This is a genomic window from Exiguobacterium sp. UBA5002 (genome assembly GCF_002396765.1).
Taxonomy (GTDB): Bacteria; Bacillota; Bacilli; order Exiguobacteriales; family Exiguobacteriaceae; genus Exiguobacterium_A.
Genome location: NZ_DGYQ01000028.1, coordinates 50,750 through 71,613 on the forward strand (window position 1 = coordinate 50,750; position 20,864 = coordinate 71,613).

General features: G+C 50.2%; 19 protein-coding genes and 2 other annotated features. Of the genes, 17 read left to right on the forward strand and 2 right to left on the reverse strand.

Annotation, left to right across the window (positions count from 1 at the left end; genetic code table 11):
- Positions 1-2: 2 nt before the first annotated feature.
- Complete coding sequence (gene recN / locus B4C70_RS09115) at positions 3-1,709, forward strand: DNA repair protein RecN (protein WP_064300282.1); 1,707 nt, start codon at positions 3-5, stop codon at positions 1,707-1,709.
- A 3-nt stretch (positions 1,710-1,712) separates the two neighbouring features.
- Positions 1,713-2,435: a sporulation transcription factor Spo0A gene (gene spo0A, locus B4C70_RS09120; RefSeq protein WP_074668437.1), complete on the forward strand. Its 723-nt coding sequence runs from the start codon at positions 1,713-1,715 to the stop codon at positions 2,433-2,435.
- A gap of 36 nt (positions 2,436-2,471) precedes the next feature.
- Here the strand turns inward: spo0A and B4C70_RS09125 are convergent, their stop codons facing one another.
- Together B4C70_RS09125 and B4C70_RS09130 are read right to left on the reverse strand one after the other, a co-directional pair.
- Positions 2,472-3,050, reverse strand: a complete 579-nt coding sequence (locus tag B4C70_RS09125; RefSeq protein ID WP_290778638.1) for a dihydrofolate reductase family protein — start codon at positions 3,048-3,050, stop codon at positions 2,472-2,474.
- Between the two features lie 675 nt (positions 3,051-3,725).
- The gene (locus B4C70_RS09130; protein ID WP_290778641.1) at positions 3,726-3,980 is read right to left on the reverse strand and encodes a DUF2627 family protein; all 255 of its coding nucleotides are present in this window, start codon (positions 3,978-3,980) and stop codon (positions 3,726-3,728) included.
- 122 nt (positions 3,981-4,102) lie between these two features.
- Here B4C70_RS09130 and B4C70_RS09135 point away from each other — a divergent pair, with 122 nt between their 5' ends.
- The 15 genes from B4C70_RS09135 to trpA all read left to right on the forward strand — a co-directional run bounded on the left by B4C70_RS09135 (position 4,103) and on the right by trpA (position 20,705).
- Positions 4,103-5,758, forward strand: coding sequence for a sigma 54-interacting transcriptional regulator (locus B4C70_RS09135; protein WP_058704307.1), 1,656 nt, complete (start codon positions 4,103-4,105; stop codon positions 5,756-5,758).
- A 144-nt stretch (positions 5,759-5,902) separates the two neighbouring features.
- Positions 5,903-6,823, forward strand: a complete 921-nt coding sequence (gene yqiS / locus B4C70_RS09140; RefSeq protein ID WP_041255026.1) for a phosphate butyryltransferase — start codon at positions 5,903-5,905, stop codon at positions 6,821-6,823.
- A 13-nt stretch (positions 6,824-6,836) separates the two neighbouring features.
- Entirely contained in the window at positions 6,837-7,961 is a 1,125-nt protein-coding gene (locus tag B4C70_RS09145) for a Leu/Phe/Val dehydrogenase (protein ID WP_290778646.1), read from the forward strand.
- A gap of 16 nt (positions 7,962-7,977) precedes the next feature.
- A complete protein-coding gene (gene buk / locus B4C70_RS09150) occupies positions 7,978-9,081 on the forward strand; it encodes a butyrate kinase (protein WP_290778649.1) in 1,104 nt (367 codons plus the stop codon).
- Positions 9,051-10,472 carry a dihydrolipoyl dehydrogenase gene (gene lpdA / locus B4C70_RS09155; RefSeq protein WP_290778652.1) on the forward strand — a complete coding sequence of 474 codons (1,422 nt, stop codon included), beginning with the start codon at positions 9,051-9,053 and terminating at the stop codon, positions 10,470-10,472. The genes buk and lpdA overlap by 31 nt, the downstream gene beginning before the upstream one ends.
- 13 nt (positions 10,473-10,485) lie before the next feature.
- A complete protein-coding gene (locus B4C70_RS09160) occupies positions 10,486-11,499 on the forward strand; it encodes a thiamine pyrophosphate-dependent dehydrogenase E1 component subunit alpha (RefSeq protein WP_023467595.1) in 1,014 nt (337 codons plus the stop codon).
- The gene (locus B4C70_RS09165; protein ID WP_023467596.1) at positions 11,496-12,479 is read left to right on the forward strand and encodes an alpha-ketoacid dehydrogenase subunit beta; all 984 of its coding nucleotides are present in this window, start codon (positions 11,496-11,498) and stop codon (positions 12,477-12,479) included. Before B4C70_RS09160 ends, B4C70_RS09165 begins: the two co-directional genes overlap by 4 nt.
- 14 nt (positions 12,480-12,493) lie before the next feature.
- On the forward strand, positions 12,494-13,762 hold the full coding sequence (locus tag B4C70_RS09170) for a dihydrolipoamide acetyltransferase family protein (RefSeq protein WP_290778657.1): 1,269 nt from the start codon (positions 12,494-12,496) through the stop codon (positions 13,760-13,762).
- Positions 13,763-13,818: 56 nt separating this feature from the next.
- Positions 13,819-14,070, forward strand: a binding site (T-box leader).
- A gap of 48 nt (positions 14,071-14,118) precedes the next feature.
- Positions 14,119-14,368, forward strand: a binding site (T-box leader).
- A gap of 51 nt (positions 14,369-14,419) precedes the next feature.
- Positions 14,420-15,814 carry an anthranilate synthase component I gene (gene trpE, locus B4C70_RS09175; RefSeq protein ID WP_290778660.1) on the forward strand — a complete coding sequence of 465 codons (1,395 nt, stop codon included), beginning with the start codon at positions 14,420-14,422 and terminating at the stop codon, positions 15,812-15,814.
- Positions 15,811-16,377: an anthranilate synthase component II gene (locus tag B4C70_RS09180; RefSeq protein WP_290778663.1), complete on the forward strand. Its 567-nt coding sequence runs from the start codon at positions 15,811-15,813 to the stop codon at positions 16,375-16,377. The genes trpE and B4C70_RS09180 overlap by 4 nt, the downstream gene beginning before the upstream one ends.
- 6 nt (positions 16,378-16,383) lie before the next feature.
- Complete coding sequence (gene trpD / locus B4C70_RS09185) at positions 16,384-17,400, forward strand: anthranilate phosphoribosyltransferase (protein WP_290778666.1); 1,017 nt, start codon at positions 16,384-16,386, stop codon at positions 17,398-17,400.
- Positions 17,397-18,164, forward strand: coding sequence for an indole-3-glycerol phosphate synthase TrpC (gene trpC, locus B4C70_RS09190; RefSeq protein WP_290778668.1), 768 nt, complete (start codon positions 17,397-17,399; stop codon positions 18,162-18,164). Before trpD ends, trpC begins: the two co-directional genes overlap by 4 nt.
- The gene (locus B4C70_RS09195; RefSeq protein WP_290778671.1) at positions 18,161-18,730 is read left to right on the forward strand and encodes a phosphoribosylanthranilate isomerase; all 570 of its coding nucleotides are present in this window, start codon (positions 18,161-18,163) and stop codon (positions 18,728-18,730) included. The genes trpC and B4C70_RS09195 overlap by 4 nt, the downstream gene beginning before the upstream one ends.
- Positions 18,727-19,923 (forward strand): tryptophan synthase subunit beta, encoded by a 1,197-nt coding sequence (trpB, locus tag B4C70_RS09200; RefSeq protein ID WP_290715361.1) that lies wholly within the window; start codon positions 18,727-18,729, stop codon positions 19,921-19,923. The genes B4C70_RS09195 and trpB overlap by 4 nt, the downstream gene beginning before the upstream one ends.
- The gene (gene trpA / locus B4C70_RS09205; protein ID WP_290778673.1) at positions 19,923-20,705 is read left to right on the forward strand and encodes a tryptophan synthase subunit alpha; all 783 of its coding nucleotides are present in this window, start codon (positions 19,923-19,925) and stop codon (positions 20,703-20,705) included. The genes trpB and trpA overlap by 1 nt, the downstream gene beginning before the upstream one ends.
- Positions 20,706-20,864 lie beyond the last annotated feature (159 nt).

A 20,864-nucleotide genomic window follows, 5' to 3' on the forward strand; every position in this document is an offset into this window, starting at 1 on the left:
GGATGCTAGCTGAATTATCGATCAAACAATTTGCGATCATTGACGAGCTACAGATCGACTTTAAAAAAGGAATGACCGTCTTGACTGGGGAAACAGGTGCCGGTAAATCGATCGTTCTCGACGCAATCGGATTATTGATTGGTGGACGTGGATCCGCGGAATTCGTTCGATACGGGGAAGATCGAGCGGAGCTAGAAGGATTGTTTCTGATTGAAGACGACCATCTCGTCTATGATCTCGCAGAAGAGTATGGTATCGATATCGAAGATGGATTGATCATCTTACGACGTGATCTGTTCGCGACCGGGAAAAGTGTCTGTCGCGTCAACAATAAGCTGGTCACATTGACGATCTTACGGGAGTTCGGACGTGTCCTCGTCGACATGCACGGGCAACATGAACATCAGCATTTAATGGACAGTACGTATCATCAAGCGATTCTCGATGACTTCGCGCAAGAGACGATTGCACCGCTCCTTCAAGCCTATCAATCCGGTTATCAAGCGTATGAAGAAAAACGGATGGCGCTGCAATCGCTCGCGCAAAGTGAGCAAGAACTCGCTCAACGGATTGATTTACTATCGTTCCAGACGGAAGAGATTGAAGGCGCAAAACTTCGAGCACATGAGGAAGACGAGTTGCTCGTCGAACGAAATCGTCTCGCGAATTTCGAGAAGCTATATGCGTCGTTAAAGACAGCGTACGATGCTTTGCATGATGAGATGCGCGGCATCGACTCTGTCGGAGACGCGATGCGTGAACTACAACAAGCATCAAGCATCGACGAACAGTTTTCGCAGCAGAGTGACGCGATCGCAAGCGCTTTTTATGGACTCGAAGAAGTCGGGTATGCGATTCGAGATCAACTTGAAACACTTGAGTTTGATTCCAATCGACTCGATGAGATCGAACAACGTTTATCCGTCTTTCAACAACTTAAACGAAAATACGGGGCGACGATCGAGGAAGTCATTGCGTATGGGGAAAAAATTCGAGTTGAACTTGATACGATGACGAATCGAGATGAACGGATTGAGCGCTTAAAAGCCGAAGTCGAACAGCTCGAAGGCGAATTGTTTGAGATAGGTGGGCGTCTGTCGCAACAGCGTCGAAAAGCGGCCGTTCAATTAAGCGAAGCGATTCATCTGGAGTTACGTGAGCTCTACATGGAAAAAGCGCGGTTTGAAATTCGTTTTCTTCAAGACGGGAAGACACCGATGCTACGCAAGAACGGGATCGACCAAGTGGAGTTCTTCATCATGACGAATGCGGGAGAGCCATTCAAGTCGCTCGGAAAAGTTGCATCGGGCGGGGAGTTATCTCGTATCATGCTCGGACTGAAGTCAATCTTCTCGCGCTCGGTCGGAGTTGCTTCGATCATTTTCGATGAAGTCGATACAGGAGTATCGGGTCGTGTCGCACAAGCGATGGCTGAAAAAATCTACCGATTATCGGTAGACGGACAAGTGCTTTGTATTACGCACTTACCGCAAGTCGCTTCGATGGCCGATCAACATCTCTATATTCGGAAAATCGAGGAGACGGATCGTACGACGACACAGGTCAACGTCTTGTCTCAGTCAGATCGAGGAAACGAACTAGGACGGATGATTTCCGGTGCGCATATGACGGATTTGACGTTACGCCATGCCGAGGAATTGATGGATCAGGCGAAGACGATGAAAGAATCGCTTAAAAATGGGGTGTAAGGATTGATTAAAGTCGGGATAGCAGATGATAATCGCGAAATGGTCGAACTGATTCGCCAGCATATCTCTGCGCAAGAAGACATGGAAGTCGTTTGCGTCGCCTACAATGGCGAGAGTTGTCTCGAACGTATGAAAGAACATGAAGTGGATGTATTGCTTCTCGACATCATCATGCCTCATTTAGATGGGCTTGGTGTTCTCGAGGAGCTGATGAAGAAAAAGAAGAATCCTGCTGTCATCATGTTAAGTGCTTTCGGTAAGGATGAGGTCTCACAACAGGCGGTCACTCTCGGAGCATCGTACTTCTTACTTAAACCGTTCAGCATGGATCAGCTCGTTCAAAAAATTCGTCTCGTGACGCATCAAGGACAAGCACCGATCGTCGAAACGATTGACTTAAGAGTCGGTACGACACTGCGAGAAGTGGGGATTGCTCCGCATATCAAAGGCTTCACGTATTTAAAGGACGCTGTCTTAATGGTGCTTGAACGGGAAGATTTACTTGGATTGATCACAAAGGAACTCTATCCGACGATTGCGAAAAAACATCAAACGACGGCATCTCGCGTTGAACGAGCGATGCGTCACGCCATCAAGTCCGCTTGGAACGAAGGGATGCAACAGCACGAGCTCTTCAATGGTCGGATCGAACAAGAGAAAAGTCCGAAGAACTCAGAATTCATCTCGTATGTTTCGAGTCATATGAATCAAGAACAATCTGGTTAAAGGAAACACACCGTCTGATGGTTAGACGGTGTGTTTTTAGTTCCGATCCCGTTCATAGTAAGCGATCAACACACCGTTATCAAACGTGTGTCGTTTCGTGACGTTCCAAGTAAGAGGCGTCATTCCATTGTCGGGAAATAGACGTTTACCAGAACCAACGATGACCGGATAGTGGATCAATCGAAGTTCATCGATCAGATCAGCTTGATAAAGCGTATGAACAAGTTGACTACTACCCCAGACGTGAAGCGGTGGTCCGTCTTGTTGTTTCAAGCGTGTTAGTTCTGAAGTCGGTTGATTCAAATATGTCGTCGGCTGCCAACGAATAGGTGGTGTATGTCGCGTAGCAACATACTTCATGGCACGATCGGCAACTGGCCAGATATCTGCATGGAGTGGCCAGTAACTCGACCATTGCTCGTAAGTCGCGTGACCGAGTAACAGGGCGCAATCCTCTTGCATCCATCCACGGATGACCTGACCGATCTCAGGATGCTGAAATGGAGCAGTCCATCCCCCCTGTTCGAAGTCATTGCTCATGTCCTCATTCTTTCCGCTCGGTGCTTGAACGACACCGTCTAACGATAGATGTTCGAAAACGATGATTTTTCGCATGAAAGAGCTCCTTTCGATTACGTTCTGCTTATAGCATACCGTAAAGCTAAAAATATATAAAAGCGCTTGCAAATAAATATTGCATAAACTGAAATGTTTGTTATAATAAAAGTACCAAATGATTTGGCAAGACGTCAGATGAACGTCGAGTCGACAAGGACTCCGGAAATCCTGTTGATGAACATCATCTCAGAACGCCAACTGTAAATGGCTCAAGAATGCCGGACGACATTCTCTTGGTAGAAGTCGTACCAAGGTATCTTGTTCATTCTAGATGGGAAATCTCGAATGAATGGGAGCTTCCATGATTTCGAAGCTAGGGAAAAGTGGAAGGTAACGGATCGTCTAAAATGAAAAGTACAGTTCGTGAAAAGGAGTGTTGTCTAGCAGTGATTGTTAGCAACCGAATGTTTGACTGCTTCAAGCGGATGACATTACGCTCCACCTAGGTCCCGAGTACAGTCAGATGATGGAACTGAAACACCATTCTATCGTTAGCCCGATAGCCAGATCTGATTTCTTTCTACCTCTTCATTAAGAGGAACACCTAAGGTTTTGGAGTACACGAATAGTTCTAACTATGAGAGGAGTTCATCCGTAAGTGAAACCAATTTTATACGAGTAAAAGGTCCCGCGCTTGAAATGAGTTCAAGAGATGGGGACCTTTTTCTGTGTTCATTTTTTTTGATAGCGGTCGGAGACTTTTCCACGTTTTCGATCGCGATAAAAGACATATCCTGCGACAAATCCAATGCCACCCATCGCAAGAACTAAACCAACGAGACCTTGCAGTACATATACGCAAGCCGCATCGCCTAAGTATTTAAACGGCACTTGCGCAATTAGAAAAACACTATCACGCATGAGCTTAATACCAATCGCGCCGATGATGCCGGGGATTAATAATGAGAGCAAACCAATGATACGCATAGGACGCCACTCCTTTCCAAGCGTATTGTATCAAAAAATCGATCGTTCTGCGAATCGGGTTTGCTTCCCTATTTTATTCCGAGTACGATAGAAATGTAAGCAGTTTCAAAGGGGGAATTCATATGCATCATCTACTCGTCGTCGGGGCTGGTCAAGGGGGAACAGAAGTCCTGCATGCGTTTCAACGTTCACCATTATTAACGGTCATCGGTCTCGTCGATCCAAACATGGAGGCGCCTGGGGTGGCGCTTGCACGGCGTGCGGACATTCGGATCGAAACGAATTGGTCAGCTTTTGAAGGAGCTGATGTCGATTTCATCATTGACGCTACAGGAGAAACTGGCGTACTTGAGCAATTGATTCATGATTTTCCGGGAGCAGCGGTCTTACCGGGTGAATTCGTCAGAGTGTTGCTTGAGCGATTGACTGAAAAAGAGAAAATGCTCGAAGCAATCATTCATTGTACGAGCGAGGCGATTTCCGTCGCCGATCAAGACGGACAGACGATGCTGATCAATCCAGCATATACGCGTATGACTGGTTTCACGGAGCGAGACGTTGTCGGAAAACCGGCAAGTGCCGATATCGGAATGCAGGAATCCGTTCATTTGAAAGTCTTGAATACGGGCGAGAACGTGCGGGATGTTCGCATGAAGATCGGGCAAGATCAACGTGATATCATCGTCAATGCGGCACCCGTCATCGTCGATGGACAAGTCCGCGGTTCCGTTGGGGTCATTCGGGATATTTCAGAAATGAAGGCACTCGCCAAAGAATTGAAGGCAGCGCGACAAAAAATCCGGACGCTCGAAGCCAAATATACTTTTGACGATATCATCGCTGAGAGTGAAGCGATGCGCTTCGTCGTCGATCAAGCAAAGCTTGCGGCAACGATGCCCGTCAACGTCTTGATTCGCGGTGAATCCGGAACCGGCAAGGAACTGTTTGCACATGCGATCCATGCAGCGAGCGAACGTAAATATGAACAATTCGTCCGGGTCAACTGTGCGGCAATCGCACCGACGTTACTCGAAAGTGAACTATTCGGCTACGAGGAAGGCGCGTTCTCAGGAGCGCGACGTGGTGGGAAGCGGGGGTATTTCGAAGAAGCACATGGAGGTTCGCTATTCTTAGATGAGATTGGCGAACTACCACTCGACGTCCAGGCCAAACTATTACGGGTGTTACAGGAAAATGAAGTCGTTCGCGTCGGTGGGACGAAGGCGATTCCAGTCGATGTCCGGATTATCGCGGCGACGAATGCGAATCTAGAGCAAAAGATCATCATGAATGAGTTCCGAGAAGATCTCTACTACCGGATCAATCGTTTACCGATTCACATACCGGCACTACGTGAGCGACCGGATGATATCGCACCATTGACCTTGCACTTACTCCGTAAATTGAATCAAAGTTATGGACGATCGGTCGGACGGATCTCAGATGATGTACTTGAAGCAATGAAGAAGCAACCGTGGAAAGGAAATGTCCGCGAGCTTGAAAATGTCATCGGTCGCGCGTTGATTTTTACGGATAAAACAGAAACCGTCTTGCGAAAAGGTCATCTTCAGCTTGTCGTGCCACAAACAACGAAAGTCACGACGAGACAGAAAAAGGAAATCAAGCATCTATCGGACGAGATGTCACACGTCGAAGAACGGTTGATTCGGGAAGCGCTTACTGCCTTTAATGGCAACAAAACAGAAGCGGCGAAACAACTAGGAATTTCTCTTCGGGCACTTTATTACAAAGTGGAACGATTTAACATCTATTCGTGAAGCGCAAATTTTTGCGTGCAATATATTGCAAAAAATGCAAAAGCGTGCAAAATTAAAGACGTTCTTGCTTAACCTACCGTCTCTTTTGAATTGGCACGAAAATTGCTATTACTATTTATGTATGACAGGTGAGGGGGGAATACGGTGAGATTCAGTGAAATGGTCGAGCAGGCAGCTCGACTCGAAGATTCCGTCGTTGCGATTGCAGCTGCGGATGACGAAGAAGTGATGGATGCTGTCGCATTAGCAATTGAGAACGATTTAGCGCGTTTTCATTTGTTCGGGGATGCGACACGGATTCAGCAGATGATTCAAAAGCGAGCATTACGAGAGTCACAGTTCGTGATCACTCATACTTCTACATCGCAAGAAGCGGCAGAACGTGCCGCTCATGCCGTTCGCAAAGGGGATGCGAGCGTCTTGATGAAAGGTCTTGTTCCGACAGCAACGTTCATGAAAGCTGTCTTGAACAAAGAAACGGGTCTGCGTTCAGGGAATGTCTTGTCGCATGTCGCGTTGTTTGAAGTACCGGGGCGTGAATCAGCAATCGGATTAACCGATGCAGCGATTCATATCCAACCGACACTCGAAGACAAAGTGAAGATCATCGAAAACGGTGTCTCCGCCTTACGAGCGCTTGGATACGGCTTACCAAAAGTCGCAGTCTTAGCAGCTGTCGAAGTCGTCAATCCAACGATGCAGGCGACGATTGATGCCGCTCTGCTAACACAAATGAACCGACGTGGTCAAATCAAGGATTGCCTTGTAGACGGACCACTCGCACTCGACAATGCCGTAAATCTCGTCGCTGCCCAGCAAAAAGGGCTAACGGGAGACGTAGCAGGTCAGGCGGATTTACTCGTCGTTCCGCAAATTGAAGTCGGAAACGTCATCTACAAATCACTCATGTATTTCGCACATGCCTCGGTTGCGGCGATTCTCGTCGGAGCGCGGGCGCCAGTCGTTTTGACTAGCCGTGCCGATACAGCAGAAGCAAAAATGTACTCACTAGCCTTTGCGCTATTAAATGCCCAACAGACGAAAAAAGTAAAACAAACAATCTGAGGAGGAACTTAAAATGGTCGAAACAAACGTAGAATCACGCTTCAGCATCTTTGAAACAATGGAGATGGAAGATTACGAACAAGTCGTTTTTTGCCACGATAAAGTATCAGGACTAAAAGCAATCATTGCGATTCATGACACGACACTCGGACCGGCACTCGGTGGACTTCGCATGTGGAACTATGCATCAGACGAAGAGGCATTGATTGATGCGCTCCGTTTATCAAAAGGAATGACGTATAAGAACGCAGCCGCTGGGTTGAACCTTGGTGGTGGTAAAGCTGTCATCATCGGCGATGCGAAGACACAAAAGTCAGAAGCACTCTTCCGGGCATTCGGACGTTACGTCCAGTCACTGAACGGTCGTTACATCACAGCAGAAGATGTCAATACGACGGTTGCAGACATGGATTACATCCACATGGAGACAGATTTCGTTACTGGTGTCAGCCCAGCATTCGGATCAAGCGGTAACCCATCACCGGTTACGGCATACGGTGTCTACCGTGGAATGAAAGCAGCGGCAAAAGAAGTGTACGGAACAGATTCACTTGGTGGAAAAACGATTGCGATCCAAGGTGTCGGTAACGTTGCCTTCAATCTATGCCGTCATTTACATGAAGAAGGGGCGAAACTGATCGTCACGGACATCAACCAAGAAGCACTTCAACGTGCAGAAGAAGCATTCGGTGCCTTGATCGTCGCACCAGAAGACATCTACAGTGTCGAAGCGGATATCTTTGCACCATGTGCCCTCGGTGCGACATTGAACGACGAGACGATTTCACAATTGAAAGTCAAGATCATCGCTGGTGCAGCAAATAACCAACTCAAAGAAGACCGTCACGGTGACATGCTTGAAGAACGCGATATCTTATACGTACCAGACTTCGTCATCAATGCCGGTGGTGTCATCAACGTTGCCGATGAACTCGACGGATACAACCGTGATCGTGCCATGAAAAAAGTTGAACTCGTCTACGATGCAGTCACGAAAGTGTTCGAAATCGCAAAACGCGATCATTTACCGACATACCGGGCGGCTGAGAAAATGGCAGAAGAGCGCATTGCGACGATGCGTAGTGCCCGCAGCCAGTTCCTGCGTCGTGATAAAAACATTCTAGGATCACGCGGCTGATCAGAGGAGGATATCCATGAGCGAACGTATTTTAACGATCAATCCCGGTTCGACGTCGACGAAGATTGGTATCTTCGAAGGGGCGAATCAGGTGTTCACGAAGACGTTACGCCATCCAGCGGAGGCGGTCGGAGGACCGCTTCCAGCGCAGCTGGAGATGCGTCGTCATGTGTTACTCGAAGTGTTAGCTGAAGAACAGATCGATTTGAAAGCGCTTACTGCAGTCGTGGGACGCGGAGGACTACTCCGACCACTCGTTAGCGGTACGTACGCCGTTAACCAGGAAATGCGAGAAGACTTACTCAGCGGTATTTTTGGCGTCCATGCCTCGAACCTCGGTGGACTCCTCGCGGATGAGATTGCTCGGACACTCGATATCCCATCGTTCATCGTTGATCCAGTCGTCGTTGACGAACTTGAGCCGATTGCGCGAATTACAGGCTTACCTGAACTTGAACGAAAGAGTATTTTCCATGCCTTGAATCAAAAAGCTGTCGCGAAGCGGTACGCGAAGGAAATCGGACGTCCATATGAGGAACTACGTCTGATCATCGCACACATGGGCGGCGGCATTACGGTCGGTGCGCACCAAGAGGGGCGTGTCATCGATGTCAACAACGGACTCGATGGAGAAGGACCGTTTTCGCCGGAACGAAGCGGATCGCTACCTGTTGGTCAACTAGTAGAACTATGTTATAGTACCAAGTATAAACTCGAAGAGATGAAGCGTCTGGTCGTTGGGTCAGGCGGACTTGTCGCGCACTTGGGAACGTTTGACGCGATCGAGATCGAGCACCGGATTGAGGAAGGCGACGAAAAAGCGGCGTTGTTATATGACGCGATGGCGTACCGGATCGCAAAAGAGATCGCTGGTCAAAGTGCCGTCTTGTTCGGTCAGATCGACGCGATCATCCTAACAGGCGGACTTGCCTATAGTGATCGATTGACGCGTGCGATCGAAGAACGCATCGCCCACCTCGGTCAAGTCGTACGTAGTCCTGGTGAAGATGAGTTGCAGGCGCTCGCAGAAGGAGTGTTGCGTGTCTTACGTGGGGAAGAAGAAGTTAAGGAATATGGAGGCGAACCAACATGGCTAGAGAATTCGACGTCGTTGTCCTAGGTGGTGGACCCGGTGGATATGTCGCCGCGATTCGTGCGGCACAAGCCGGGAAGTCGGTAGCAATCGTGGAACAAGGAAAATTAGGCGGGACATGCTTACATCGTGGCTGTATCCCATCTAAAGCCTTTTTAAAATCAGCAGCAGTCTATCAGACGGTCAAACACGCTGCTACATATGGCGTGGACGTACCGGAATCGTTTTTACGATTCGAACAGGTCAAACAACGTAAACAAGAGATCGTAGATGGGTTAGAGGCAGGTATTCAGCATCTGATGAAAAAAGGAAAGATTGAAGTCTTTCATGGTCGGGGTTCGATTCTTGGACCAAGTATCTTTTCACCAATGCCGGGAACAATCAGCGTTGAGCCGGAAGAAGGCGAAGGCGAGTTGATCCTTCCGCGTCAATTGATCGTCGCGACAGGGTCGCGTCCACGTCCATTGAACGGACTTGCTTTTGATTCAGAGTATGTCCTCAGCTCGGATGATGCCCTCGATATGGCAGATTTGCCAAAGTCGATCGTCATCATCGGTGGCGGCGTCATCGGTGTCGAATGGGCATCGATGTTGACGGATTTTGACGTCGCAGTAACGGTCGTCGAATTCAGCGACCGGATTTTACCGACGGAAGATGCGGCAGTCAGTCGTGAAGTCGCCCGTCAATTGAAAAAGCGGGGCGTCAAGATTCATACCGGCGCAGCTGCACAAAGTGACACGTTCCGGATGTCAGAAGACGGTGTCTCGATCGCGATCGACCGTAACGGAGAACAAACGACGCTTGAAGCGGATAAATTGCTTGTCGCAATCGGTCGAATAGCGAACGTCGAAGGCATTGGGATTGAAAACACGAATATCGTCGTCGAAAATGGCTTCATCCAAGTAGATGACCATTTCCGGACGAAGGATCAACATATCTATGCGATCGGGGATGTCATCGGTCGCTTACAACTGGCGCACGTCGCGTCAGCAGAAGGTGTCAAAGCGGTCGAGGCGATCGTAAACGGAACGACGACACCACTTGAGTATGCGTTCGTACCACGTTGTATCTACAGCGTACCGGAAGCGGCATCGGTCGGTTTGACGGAAGACGAAGCGAAACGTGCCGGAATGGACGTTAAGGTCGGAAGCTTCTCGTTCAACGGATTAGGGAAAGCGCGAATCGAAGGAGAGGCGGCAGGATTCATCAAGCTCGTCTCCGATGCGAAGACAGATGATCTTGTCGGCGTTCACATCGTCGGACCAAAAGCAACGGAACTGATCAGTGAAGGTGGATTAGCGCTCGTACTCAATGCAACGGCATGGGAAGTCGGACAGCTCGTGCATCCACACCCGGCCTTGTCAGAAGCATTCGGAGAAGCAGCACTTGCAGTCGACGGACTTGCGGTTCACGCCTAAGGAGGAATTACGGATGGAAAAAATAGAATTCAAAGAATTAGTAGAACTCGGATTAACGGAACAGGACGCGATTCAGATGTTCGAAACGATGGTCCGTGCGCGGAAGATCGACGAACGGATGTGGAAGTTGAACCGAGCGGGTAAAATTCCCTTCCTCGTCTCATGTCAAGGACAAGAAGCGGCTCAAGTCGGTGCAGCGTTCGCCCTTGAAAAAGGAACGGACTACATTTTGCCGTATTACCGTGATTTAGGCGTCGTCTTACACTTCGGTCAAACGTCACGCGATATCATGCTGTCGGCATTCGCAAAGGCAGAAGATCCGAACTCAGGTGGTCGTCAAATGCCAGGACACTATGGTTCACGTGCCTTGAATATCGTCACGGGTTCAAGTCCGGTCACGACACAAGTCCCACATGCTGTTGGAATTGCACTGGCTGCGAAGATGCGTAAGGAACCACTCGTTGCTTACGTCTCGTTCGGAGAGGGCTCTTCAAACCAAGGAGACTTCCATGAAGGGGCGAACTTCGCCGGAATTCATAAACTTCCGGTCATCTTGTTCTGTGAAAACAATAAATACGCGATCTCGACACCTCTCTCGAAACAGCTGTCGGCGAAACACGTTGCTGATCGGGCGATCGGCTATGGTATGCCAGGCTATACGGTGGACGGCATCGACCCACTCGCTGTCTACAAGGTCGTCAAGGAAGCACGCGAGCGCGGATTACGGGGAGAAGGTCCGACCTTGATTGAAGTTGAAGTCGAACGTCTCGTGCCACACTCATCGGATGATGACGATAAATCGTACCGTTCTGCTGAAGAACTCGATGCCTTAAAAGCACGTGACGGGATCAAACTCTTCCGGGCGCGTTTGATTGAAATGGGCGTCCTGACGGAAGAATCAGCGACTGAAATCGAACAAGCGATGGAGAAAGAAGTCGACGAAGCAACGGCTTATGCGGAAGCAGCAGCTTACGATGCGCCAGAAAATGCATTACGTTACGTGTACGACGAGGAGGAAACGAAATGACGACGTTAAGTTTAATCGAAGCGATCAATAGTGCAATCAAAGAAGAAATGGAACGCGACGAGTCCGTCTTCATCCTCGGTGAAGACGTTGGTGTCCGTGGTGGTGTCTTCCGGGCGACCCAAGGATTGCTCGAACAATTCGGAGAAGAGCGTGTCATCGATGCACCACTCGCTGAGAGTGCGATTGCCGGTGTCGGAATCGGAGCTGCGATGTACGGCATGCGTCCGATTGCTGAAATGCAATTCGCTGACTTCATCATGCCAGCGGTCAACCAAATCGTCAGTGAAGCAGCGAAGATTCGGTACCGTTCGAATAATGACTGGACGTGTCCGATCGTCATCCGCGCACCGTTCGGCGGCGGTATTCACGGGGCACTTTATCATTCTCAGTCGGTCGAAGCGATGTTCAACTCGACGCCAGGACTGAAAATCGTCATCCCATCGAATCCATATGACGCAAAAGGATTGCTAAAGGCAGCGATTCGTTCGAATGATCCGGTCTTGTTCTTTGAGCACAAAAGAGGCTATCGTCTGTTAAAAGGAGATGTTCCTGAAGGCGACTATACGGTCGAAATCGGTAAAGCAGACGTCAAGCGTGAGGGCGAAGACGTGACGATCATCACTTACGGGCTATGTGTTCATATGGCACTTGAGGCAGCAACACGCCTTGAAAAAGACGGAATCGATGTCCACATCCTTGACTTGCGGACGGTGTATCCAATCGACCGCGAAGCAGTCGTCGAAGCAGCGAAAAAAACGGGGAAAGTCTTGCTCGTCACGGAAGACAATAAAGAAGGTAGCGTCATGAGTGAAGTGTCGGCGATCATTGCAGAAGAAGCATTGTTCGATCTCGATGCACCAATCGAACGACTCTGTGGTCCAGACGTCCCAGCGATGCCATACGCTCCGACGATGGAGAAGTTCTTCAACATCTCAAGCGAGAAAATTGAAGATAAAATCCGGACGTTACACGCATACTAAGGGGGAACTGACCGATGAAGACTGAAACACTTACGATGCCACAACTCGGGGAAAGTGTTACTGAAGGAACGATTTCGATGTGGCTTGTCAAACCGGGCGATACTGTCAAAAAATATGATCCGATTGCAGAAGTCATTACCGATAAGGTAACGGCAGAAGTCCCATCTTCGTTTGATGGTGTGATTGAAAAACTGCTTGCAGAAGAAGGTGATACGTTGCAAGTCGGTGACGCGATCGTCACGATGCAAGTCAGCGGCGGATCGACGGAAGTCGCGGCGACCGAACAAGAAGTGCCGGCTGTCGAAGAAACGACGTCGGCTGATACATCGATGAAAAAACGCTATTCACCAGCGGTCTTGAAACTCTCGGGTGAGCATGGCATTGATCTCGAACAAGTGACGGGTACAGGAGCGGGCGGCCGGATTACCCGGAAAGATCTCTTGAAACTGATCGACTCTGGATCGATCCCGACACCACAAGCAACGGAACCAAAACCGGAAGCGCAAGCGGCTCCGGTAGCGCCTCCGGCAGAAGCACCACCCGCACCAAAACGTCCGGTCAGTGCACCACAACCGACGGAAACGGGCGACATCGAGATTCCGACTGCCGGTGTGCGTCAAGCGATCGCTTCGAACATGGTTCGCGCGAAACACGAAGCGCCACATGCTTGGTTGATGATCGAAGTTGATGTCACGAACTTGGTCGAAGCACGTAATCGTCATAAAGATGCGTTCTTCAAACAAGAAGGGGTCAAATTGACGTTCTTACCGTTCTTCATGAAGGCGACAGTCGAAGGATTGAAGAAACATCCAATCATGAACTCGACATGGGCGGGAGATAAGATCATTCAAAAGAAAGCGATCAACCTATCACTTGCTGTCGCGACGCAGGACGCTCTGTTCGTACCGGTCGTCAAGAATGCGGATGAATTAAGCATCAAGGGGATCGCACGCGCGATCGATGACTTCGGGAAACGCGCACAAGCCGGCACGTTGTCATCTGCAGAGATGCAAGGTGGGACGTTTACGGTTAACAATACGGGATCATTCGGTTCGATCCAATCAGCACCGATTCTTAACTTCCCGCAAGCGGCGATTCTATCCGTTGAATCAATCGTCAAACGTCCAGTTTGGGTGAACGGCATGTTCGCAGCACGCGACATGGTCAACCTCTGTATGTCGATCGACCACCGGGTGCTCGACGGACTCGTAGCCGGACAGTTCCTACAAACTGTCAAACAAGCGCTCGAATCGATTGATCCGAACCAACTTTCCTTATACTGAGTTTTTCCAGTTGACAGGGAAGAAGAAGCATCGTAATATAAGAATCAATTCAACACACGATAGCAAAGACGAAGAGAAGTAACTTGTGAAACGATTCAAGAGAGCTGATGGGTGGTGCGAATCAGTATCGGGCAACAAGCGAATGGCCTTCTGAGCTTCAGACCGAATCCCTTCAATGGGTAGTAGGCTCTGACGGGTTCCTCCCGTTATCGGGGTCGACGAATCAGGACAACGGTCCGGTTCGTTTCAAAGGGGACGGTGTCAGCATCGTCAACGAAGGTGGTACCGCGGGTCTTCCCGTCCTTCATGTTCTACATGAATGGGCGAGAAGACCCTTTTCGTATACAATCGAATCAAACAAATCGTAGAGTGAGTTAAGTAGCGAGACAACATCGGCGTTTCAGAGAGCGGGAGAATGGTGTGACTTCCGTACGGCGAGGTTTCGTGAATGGTCTCATGAGAGCGTGGCTGAACGAAGAAGTAGGTCGCGACGGATGCCCCCGTTATCGTAGGCTATGATGTCTCTTATTAAGACGCATCAGACAAAGTGGGAACGGTCAAACCGTTCCAATCGAGAGGTGGCACCGCGAGATAATCGTCCTCCATGCAGCATACGCTGTGTGGGGGACTTTTTTATATTCCAGGAGGCGAACAGGGATGGTTCAGACAGACACACTTATCATCGAACAACTTGAACTAAACAGCGACGAGATGACGCCGATCATGATTTTTCAACAACTGAGCGGAACACAGAAATGTTTGCTTGAAAGTTCTGCGCATACGGATCAAGGACGGTATTCGATCATCGGTGTTGATCCGGTGGAGATGATTCGCGCAGAGGGACGGACCGTGACGCGGGAACAGTTGACGACAGGTCGATTGACGCAGGAAACGGGTGATCCAGTACGACTGATGCAACAGATGATCCTCCGGGGTGGCGTCGAAGAAGACCTTCCGTTTTTAGCGGGTGGGATCGGATATGTCGGTTACGACATGATGCGCGCATATGAAACGCTTGGTGATATTCCAGAGCGAACGAGACAACTACCGGACGCGCTACTCGCTGTATACGACCAAATCATCCTGTTCGATCATCTCGAACATCGTGTTCATTTGATTCAGACGTCGCTCGGTGGCATCACTGATCGTGATGAATTACGTCAACGTTTAGCAGAACGAAAAGCACAACTTGAGCAACCACGGGAGCGAACGGATATCGAGCGTCCTCTCCGGGATGTCGTCTATGAACCGTTGATGGATCAAGAGACGTTTGAAGGACTCGTCGAACAAGCAAAGAAACATATTCGCCAAGGCGACGTCTTCCAACTCGTTCTCTCACAACGCCTCGATGCGACGTTCTCAGGTGACCCGTTCCAGTTTTACCGGAAGCTCCGCAAGGACAATCCAAGCCCTTATCTCTTCTATATCGACTTAGGCGAAGCGATCGTACTCGGGGCCTCCCCGGAAAGTTTGGTCCAAGTCAAAGGGAATCGAGTGACGACGAATCCGATTGCCGGCACACGCCGCCGGGGGAAGACGAAAGAAGAGGACGAACGACTGGCAGAGGAGTTGCTTCACGATGAGAAGGAACGGGCCGAGCACCGGATGCTTGTCGATCTCGGACGCAACGACCTCGGTCGGATTTGTCAGATTGGTACCGTCGAGGTGACGCGATTCATGCAAATCGAGCGCTTCAAGAACGTCATGCACCTCGTTTCTGTCGTTGAAGGGACGTTAGCAGACGGAAAGACCGGCGCAGACGCACTCGTCTCTTGTCTACCGGCTGGGACGGTCACGGGAGCTCCGAAAATCCGAGCGATGCAGTTGATCGACCAGTACGAACAGGTGAAACGAGAAGTATATGCCGGGGCGGTCGGCTATTTCGATGTTCGAGGGAATATGGATTTTGCCCTCGCGATCCGGACGATGGTGATCAAGGATGGTGTCGCTTCTGTTCAAGCAGGAGCTGGCATCGTCTACGACTCGATTCCACGCCTCGAGTACCAGGAGACGTTACACAAAGCGAAATCACTACTGGAGGTTTGGAAATGATCGTCCTAATTGATAATTATGATTCCTTTACCTATAACCTATACCAATACGCATCCGTTTATACGGACGTTCACGTCATTCGAAACGATGCGGTCAGCATCGAAGAACTACGCGAGATGAAACCAGACGGCATCATCCTCTCACCCGGTCCCGGTCGCCCGGCTGACGCTGGCATCTGCATCGATCTCATTCGTCAATTATCGGGTCGAGTACCGATTCTCGGTGTCTGTCTCGGACATCAGGCAATCGGCGAAGCATTCGGAGGACGCGTCGTCGAAGCACCAGTCATCATGCACGGGAAGACATCGATGATTCGACAATCGGGACAACTCTTCGACGAAATGACGGAAACGTTAGAGGTCATGCGCTATCATTCGCTGATCGTCGCTCGCAACGACTTACCGACGGAGCTCGTCATCACAGCAGAAACGGATGACCGGACGATCATGGCACTCGAGCACCGGACGCATCCGACGTTCGGAATCCAGTTCCATCCTGAATCTGTCGGAACACCACAAGGACAGCAGATGATTAAACGATTCATTGAATTGACAAAGGAGTGACGAACGATGAAAGAGACGTTATTGAAATTAGCAGAAGCAAAACATTTACGATATGAAGAGATGCAACAGGCAGCACGCGAACTATTTGCGGAAGACGTTACCGATAGCGAAATTGCCGCTTTTCTCGTCGCATTGAAAGCAAAAGGAGAGACTGCAGAAGAATTAGCCGGTCTCGCTTCAATCATGCGCGAGGTCGCCCTCGACATTCCGGTCACCGGCGATTTCATGGATAACTGCGGCACTGGAGGCGACGGCTCACAATCGTTCAACATCAGTACGACAGCCGCCTTCGTTCTGGCAGGTGCCGGCATAAAAGTCGCGAAGCACGGGAATCGGAGTGTCTCGAGTAAAACGGGCAGCGCTGATGTGCTCGAAGCACTCGGGGTTTCGCTCGATGCGACACCGGAACGTTTAGCAGAACAGCTCGAGTCGAACGGAATCGCCTTCTTGTTTGCGCAACGGATGCACCCACGCGTCAAGCAAATCATGAAGGTCCGACGCGATCTGCGGATTCCAACGATCTTTAACTTGATCGGGCCGTTGACGAATCCGGTCCCGCTCAAGACACAACTATTAGGAATTTACCGGGAGGATATGCTTGAGACGATGGCGTTGACATTGCATCGACTCGGACGGAAGCGGGCAATCGTCTTACACGGTGCGAATGGAATGGATGAAGCATCCCTTGCCGGAACGAACCAACTCGTCTTACTCGACGAAGGCGAGCTGATCCGCTTCAGTCTTCATCCGGAGGAAGTCGGACTGAAGACCGCACCGCTTGAAGCAATTCGCGGAGGTAGTGCACAAGAGAATGCGGCGATTTTACTCCGTGTTCTTGGTGGAGAGCATGGTGCTTATCGCGACACGGTCCTACTCAATGCCGGAATTGCCCTCTTTGCAGCAAATTGGGCGAAGACGATCGAAGAAGGAATCGCCTTAGCAGCGGATAGCATCGACTCAGGACGGGCGATGGAACGATTGAATCAATTACGACAAATGACACGGGAGGAAGCAATCGGATGAATATCTTAGATCGCATCATCGAAACGAAACGAGCAGAAGTCCTGCAATTAAAATTAACTGGTGTCGAACGGATCAGTCGGGAGGCATTGAAGCCGTCGATTAAGCAACGACTAGCGGGAGCGGATTTATCCGTCATCGCGGAAATCAAACGAGCGTCGCCATCAAAAGGTGCCATCGCACTCGACGTCGACGTCGTCACTCAGGCCAAACAATATGAAGCGAGTGGGGCGACTGTCATCTCCGTCTTGACGGACGAGACGTACTTCAAAGGATCGATGGACGATTTAGCGGCAGTCGCTGCAGCAGTCGATATCCCGGTGCTTTGTAAGGATTTCATGATTGATCGGATTCAAATCGACCGGGCAAAAGCACATGGGGCACGGTTGATTCTCTTAATCGTCGCCGCTCTCGAGCAGGAGACGCTTGCTGACTTGTATGCGTATGCTTACGCAGAAGGACTTGAGGTCTTGGTCGAAGTCCATGACGAAGAGGAGTTACGCCGAGCAGAGGCGATTGGTGCGCAAATCATTGGCATCAACAACCGGAACTTGAAAAAGTTCGAAGTTGATTTACAGACATCGGTCGGATTACTCGAACAAAAACAATCGGACGTCCGGTATATCAGTGAGAGTGGCATCAAGACGGTCGAGGAAGCACAGCGATTACACGCTGCCGGTGCAGACGGGATCCTCGTCGGCGAGACGTTGATGCGGGCAGACGATCCGCAAGTCTTCATCCGAGAAGTGAGTGGCGTTCGCGTATGACACGGATTAAGTTCTGTGGTCTCCGGGAAAGAGAACATGTCGAAGCGGCAGTTCGCTTAGCGGACTACATCGGCTTTATCTTTGCTAAAAGTAAACGACAGGTCACGCTGGAAGAGGCGGCTCGTCTCAGACGCGACATTCCAAAAACGGTCCAAGTCGTCGGTGTCTTCGTCTCCCCGACTTACCAGCAGGTGACCGATGCGGTCGAACAAGTCGCGCTAGATCTCGTCCAAATTCATGGTGTCATTCCGGACGGAGAGATACCAGTTCCCGTCATTCAAGCGATTCCGGTGACGGACATCGGACAAGTAGAGCAACAGACGGATTATTTGCTCGTTGACGCACCGGTTGCTGGAAGTGGCGAGACATTCGACTGGTCACGAGACATTCAAGCCGATCGACCACTGTTCATTGCCGGTGGCTTGACAGCAGGAAACGTCGGAGAAGCAATCAAACGATATCACCCGTTCGTCGTCGATGTCTCAAGTGGCATCGAGACGGATGGACGGAAAGATCCCATCAAAATGCAGGCATTCGCAGATGCCGTAAAGGAGAGAGAAGTATGAGCTACGCACAACCAGATACACTCGGACAATACGGTAAATACGGAGGACGCTACATCCCGGAAACATTGATGCACGCGGTGATCGAACTCGAAGAAGCTTACGCAACGGTAATAGAAGATCCAGCGTTTCAAGCGCGGATGGACGAATTATTGAAAGAATACGTCGGACGTGAAACACCACTTTATTTTGCCGAACATTTGACGCAAACGATCGGTGGCGCAAAGATCTATTTGAAACGAGAAGACTTGAACCATACCGGTGCACATAAAATCAACAATACGATCGGTCAAGCGTTACTGGCTGAACGGATGGGGAAACGAAAAATCGTTGCTGAGACAGGGGCAGGACAACACGGTGTCGCGACAGCGACGGTCTGTGCCTTACTCGATCTCGAATGTGTCATCTTCATGGGAGAAGAGGACGTCCGTCGTCAAGAATTGAACGTCTTCCGGATGGAGTTACTTGGAGCAACCGTCATCCCAGTCACACAAGGCAGTCGGACACTCAAAGATGCCGTCAATGAAGCACTCCGCTACTGGGTCAAACATGTCGAAGACACGCATTACTTGATGGGTTCTGTTCTCGGACCACACCCATTCCCGCAACTCGTCCGTGATTTCCAAGCAGTCATCGGAAAAGAGACACGACGCCAAATCATCGAAAAAGAGGGGCGTCTACCAGAGGCGATCGTCGCTTGTGTCGGCGGCGGTAGTAATGCGATCGGGATGTTCCACCCGTTCATCGATGATACAGATGTAAAATTGTATGGCATTGAAGCAGCGGGCAGCGGAATCGACACAGAGAAACACGCAGCGACGATGACAAAAGGAGAGGTCGGTGTCTTGCACGGCTCGATGATGTATCTCTTACAGGATGCACACGGTCAAGTACAAGAAGCGCATTCGATCTCAGCTGGACTCGATTACCCGGGTGTCGGACCGGAGCATAGCTTGCTAAAAGATATCGGTCGTGTCCAATATGAAGCGGTGACCGATGAACAAGCACTGGAAGCACTCCAGTTGTTGAGCCGCAAGGAGGGAATCATCCCGGCACTTGAGTCGGCACACGCGATTGCCTACGCGACTCAACTCGCGGCAGAGATGGACAAGGAAGAGATTCTCGTCATCTGCTTATCAGGACGGGGCGATAAAGACGTCGTCACTGTCAGAAACGCACTAAAGGGGGAAGCGTGATGCGATTAGAAACAGCCATTCGTACCGTTACGAGCAAAGGGGAGAAAGCCTTCATTCCGTACGTCATGGGGGGAGACGGAGGGATTGATCAACTCCCGGAAATCCTGTCGTTTCTCGCTGAATCCGGAGCGACAGCGATTGAAGTCGGTGTTCCGTTTTCGGATCCTGTCGCTGACGGTCCAGTCATTCAAGAAGCGGGACTTCGCGCACTAGAAGCGAACGTCGGACTGAAGGATGTCCTCGAGGCAGTTCGCGTTGCTCGTCAGACCGTCGATGTTCCTGTCGTCTTGATGACGTACTTAAATCCGATTTTCCGCTACGGATTAACGGTGTTTCTAGCGACATGTCGCGAAGTCGGGGTCGACGGACTGATTATTCCTGATTTGCCGCTTGAGCAGAGCGAACAGTTCTTCGAGCAAGAGGACAAATCGGACATCGCGCTCGTCCAGCTCGTCTCCTTGACGAGTCCGATGGAGCGGATTCAAAAGATTGCCGATAAAAGTGAAGGATTCCTCTATGCGGTCACGGTCAACGGAACGACAGGTGGACAGACGACGTTTGATACGGCGCTTGAAGACCACTTAGCGAACGTCGCAGCAAACAGTCCAGTACCTGTACTTGCCGGGTTCGGGATCAGTACACCGGAACACGTCAAACAATTGAGCCGCCCAGTCTCGGGGGTCATCGTCGGCAGTAAAATCGTCGATTTACTGCACCAGAACGATCGAGAAACAATTCAACAGTTGATGGCAGCACGTCTTGCGGCGACGCCGTCGCATTAATAAAAAGGACCTGACTCAAAGGACAGTCTCTACAAAGATAAGGGTGGCAGAATGATGATCTGCCACCCTTATCTCGTAACAAAAAGAATGACGCGTCACACACCACTCTTACAGGATCAGGCGCATTTATGCGCTGTTAGAGACGAACAAGACCCGCTT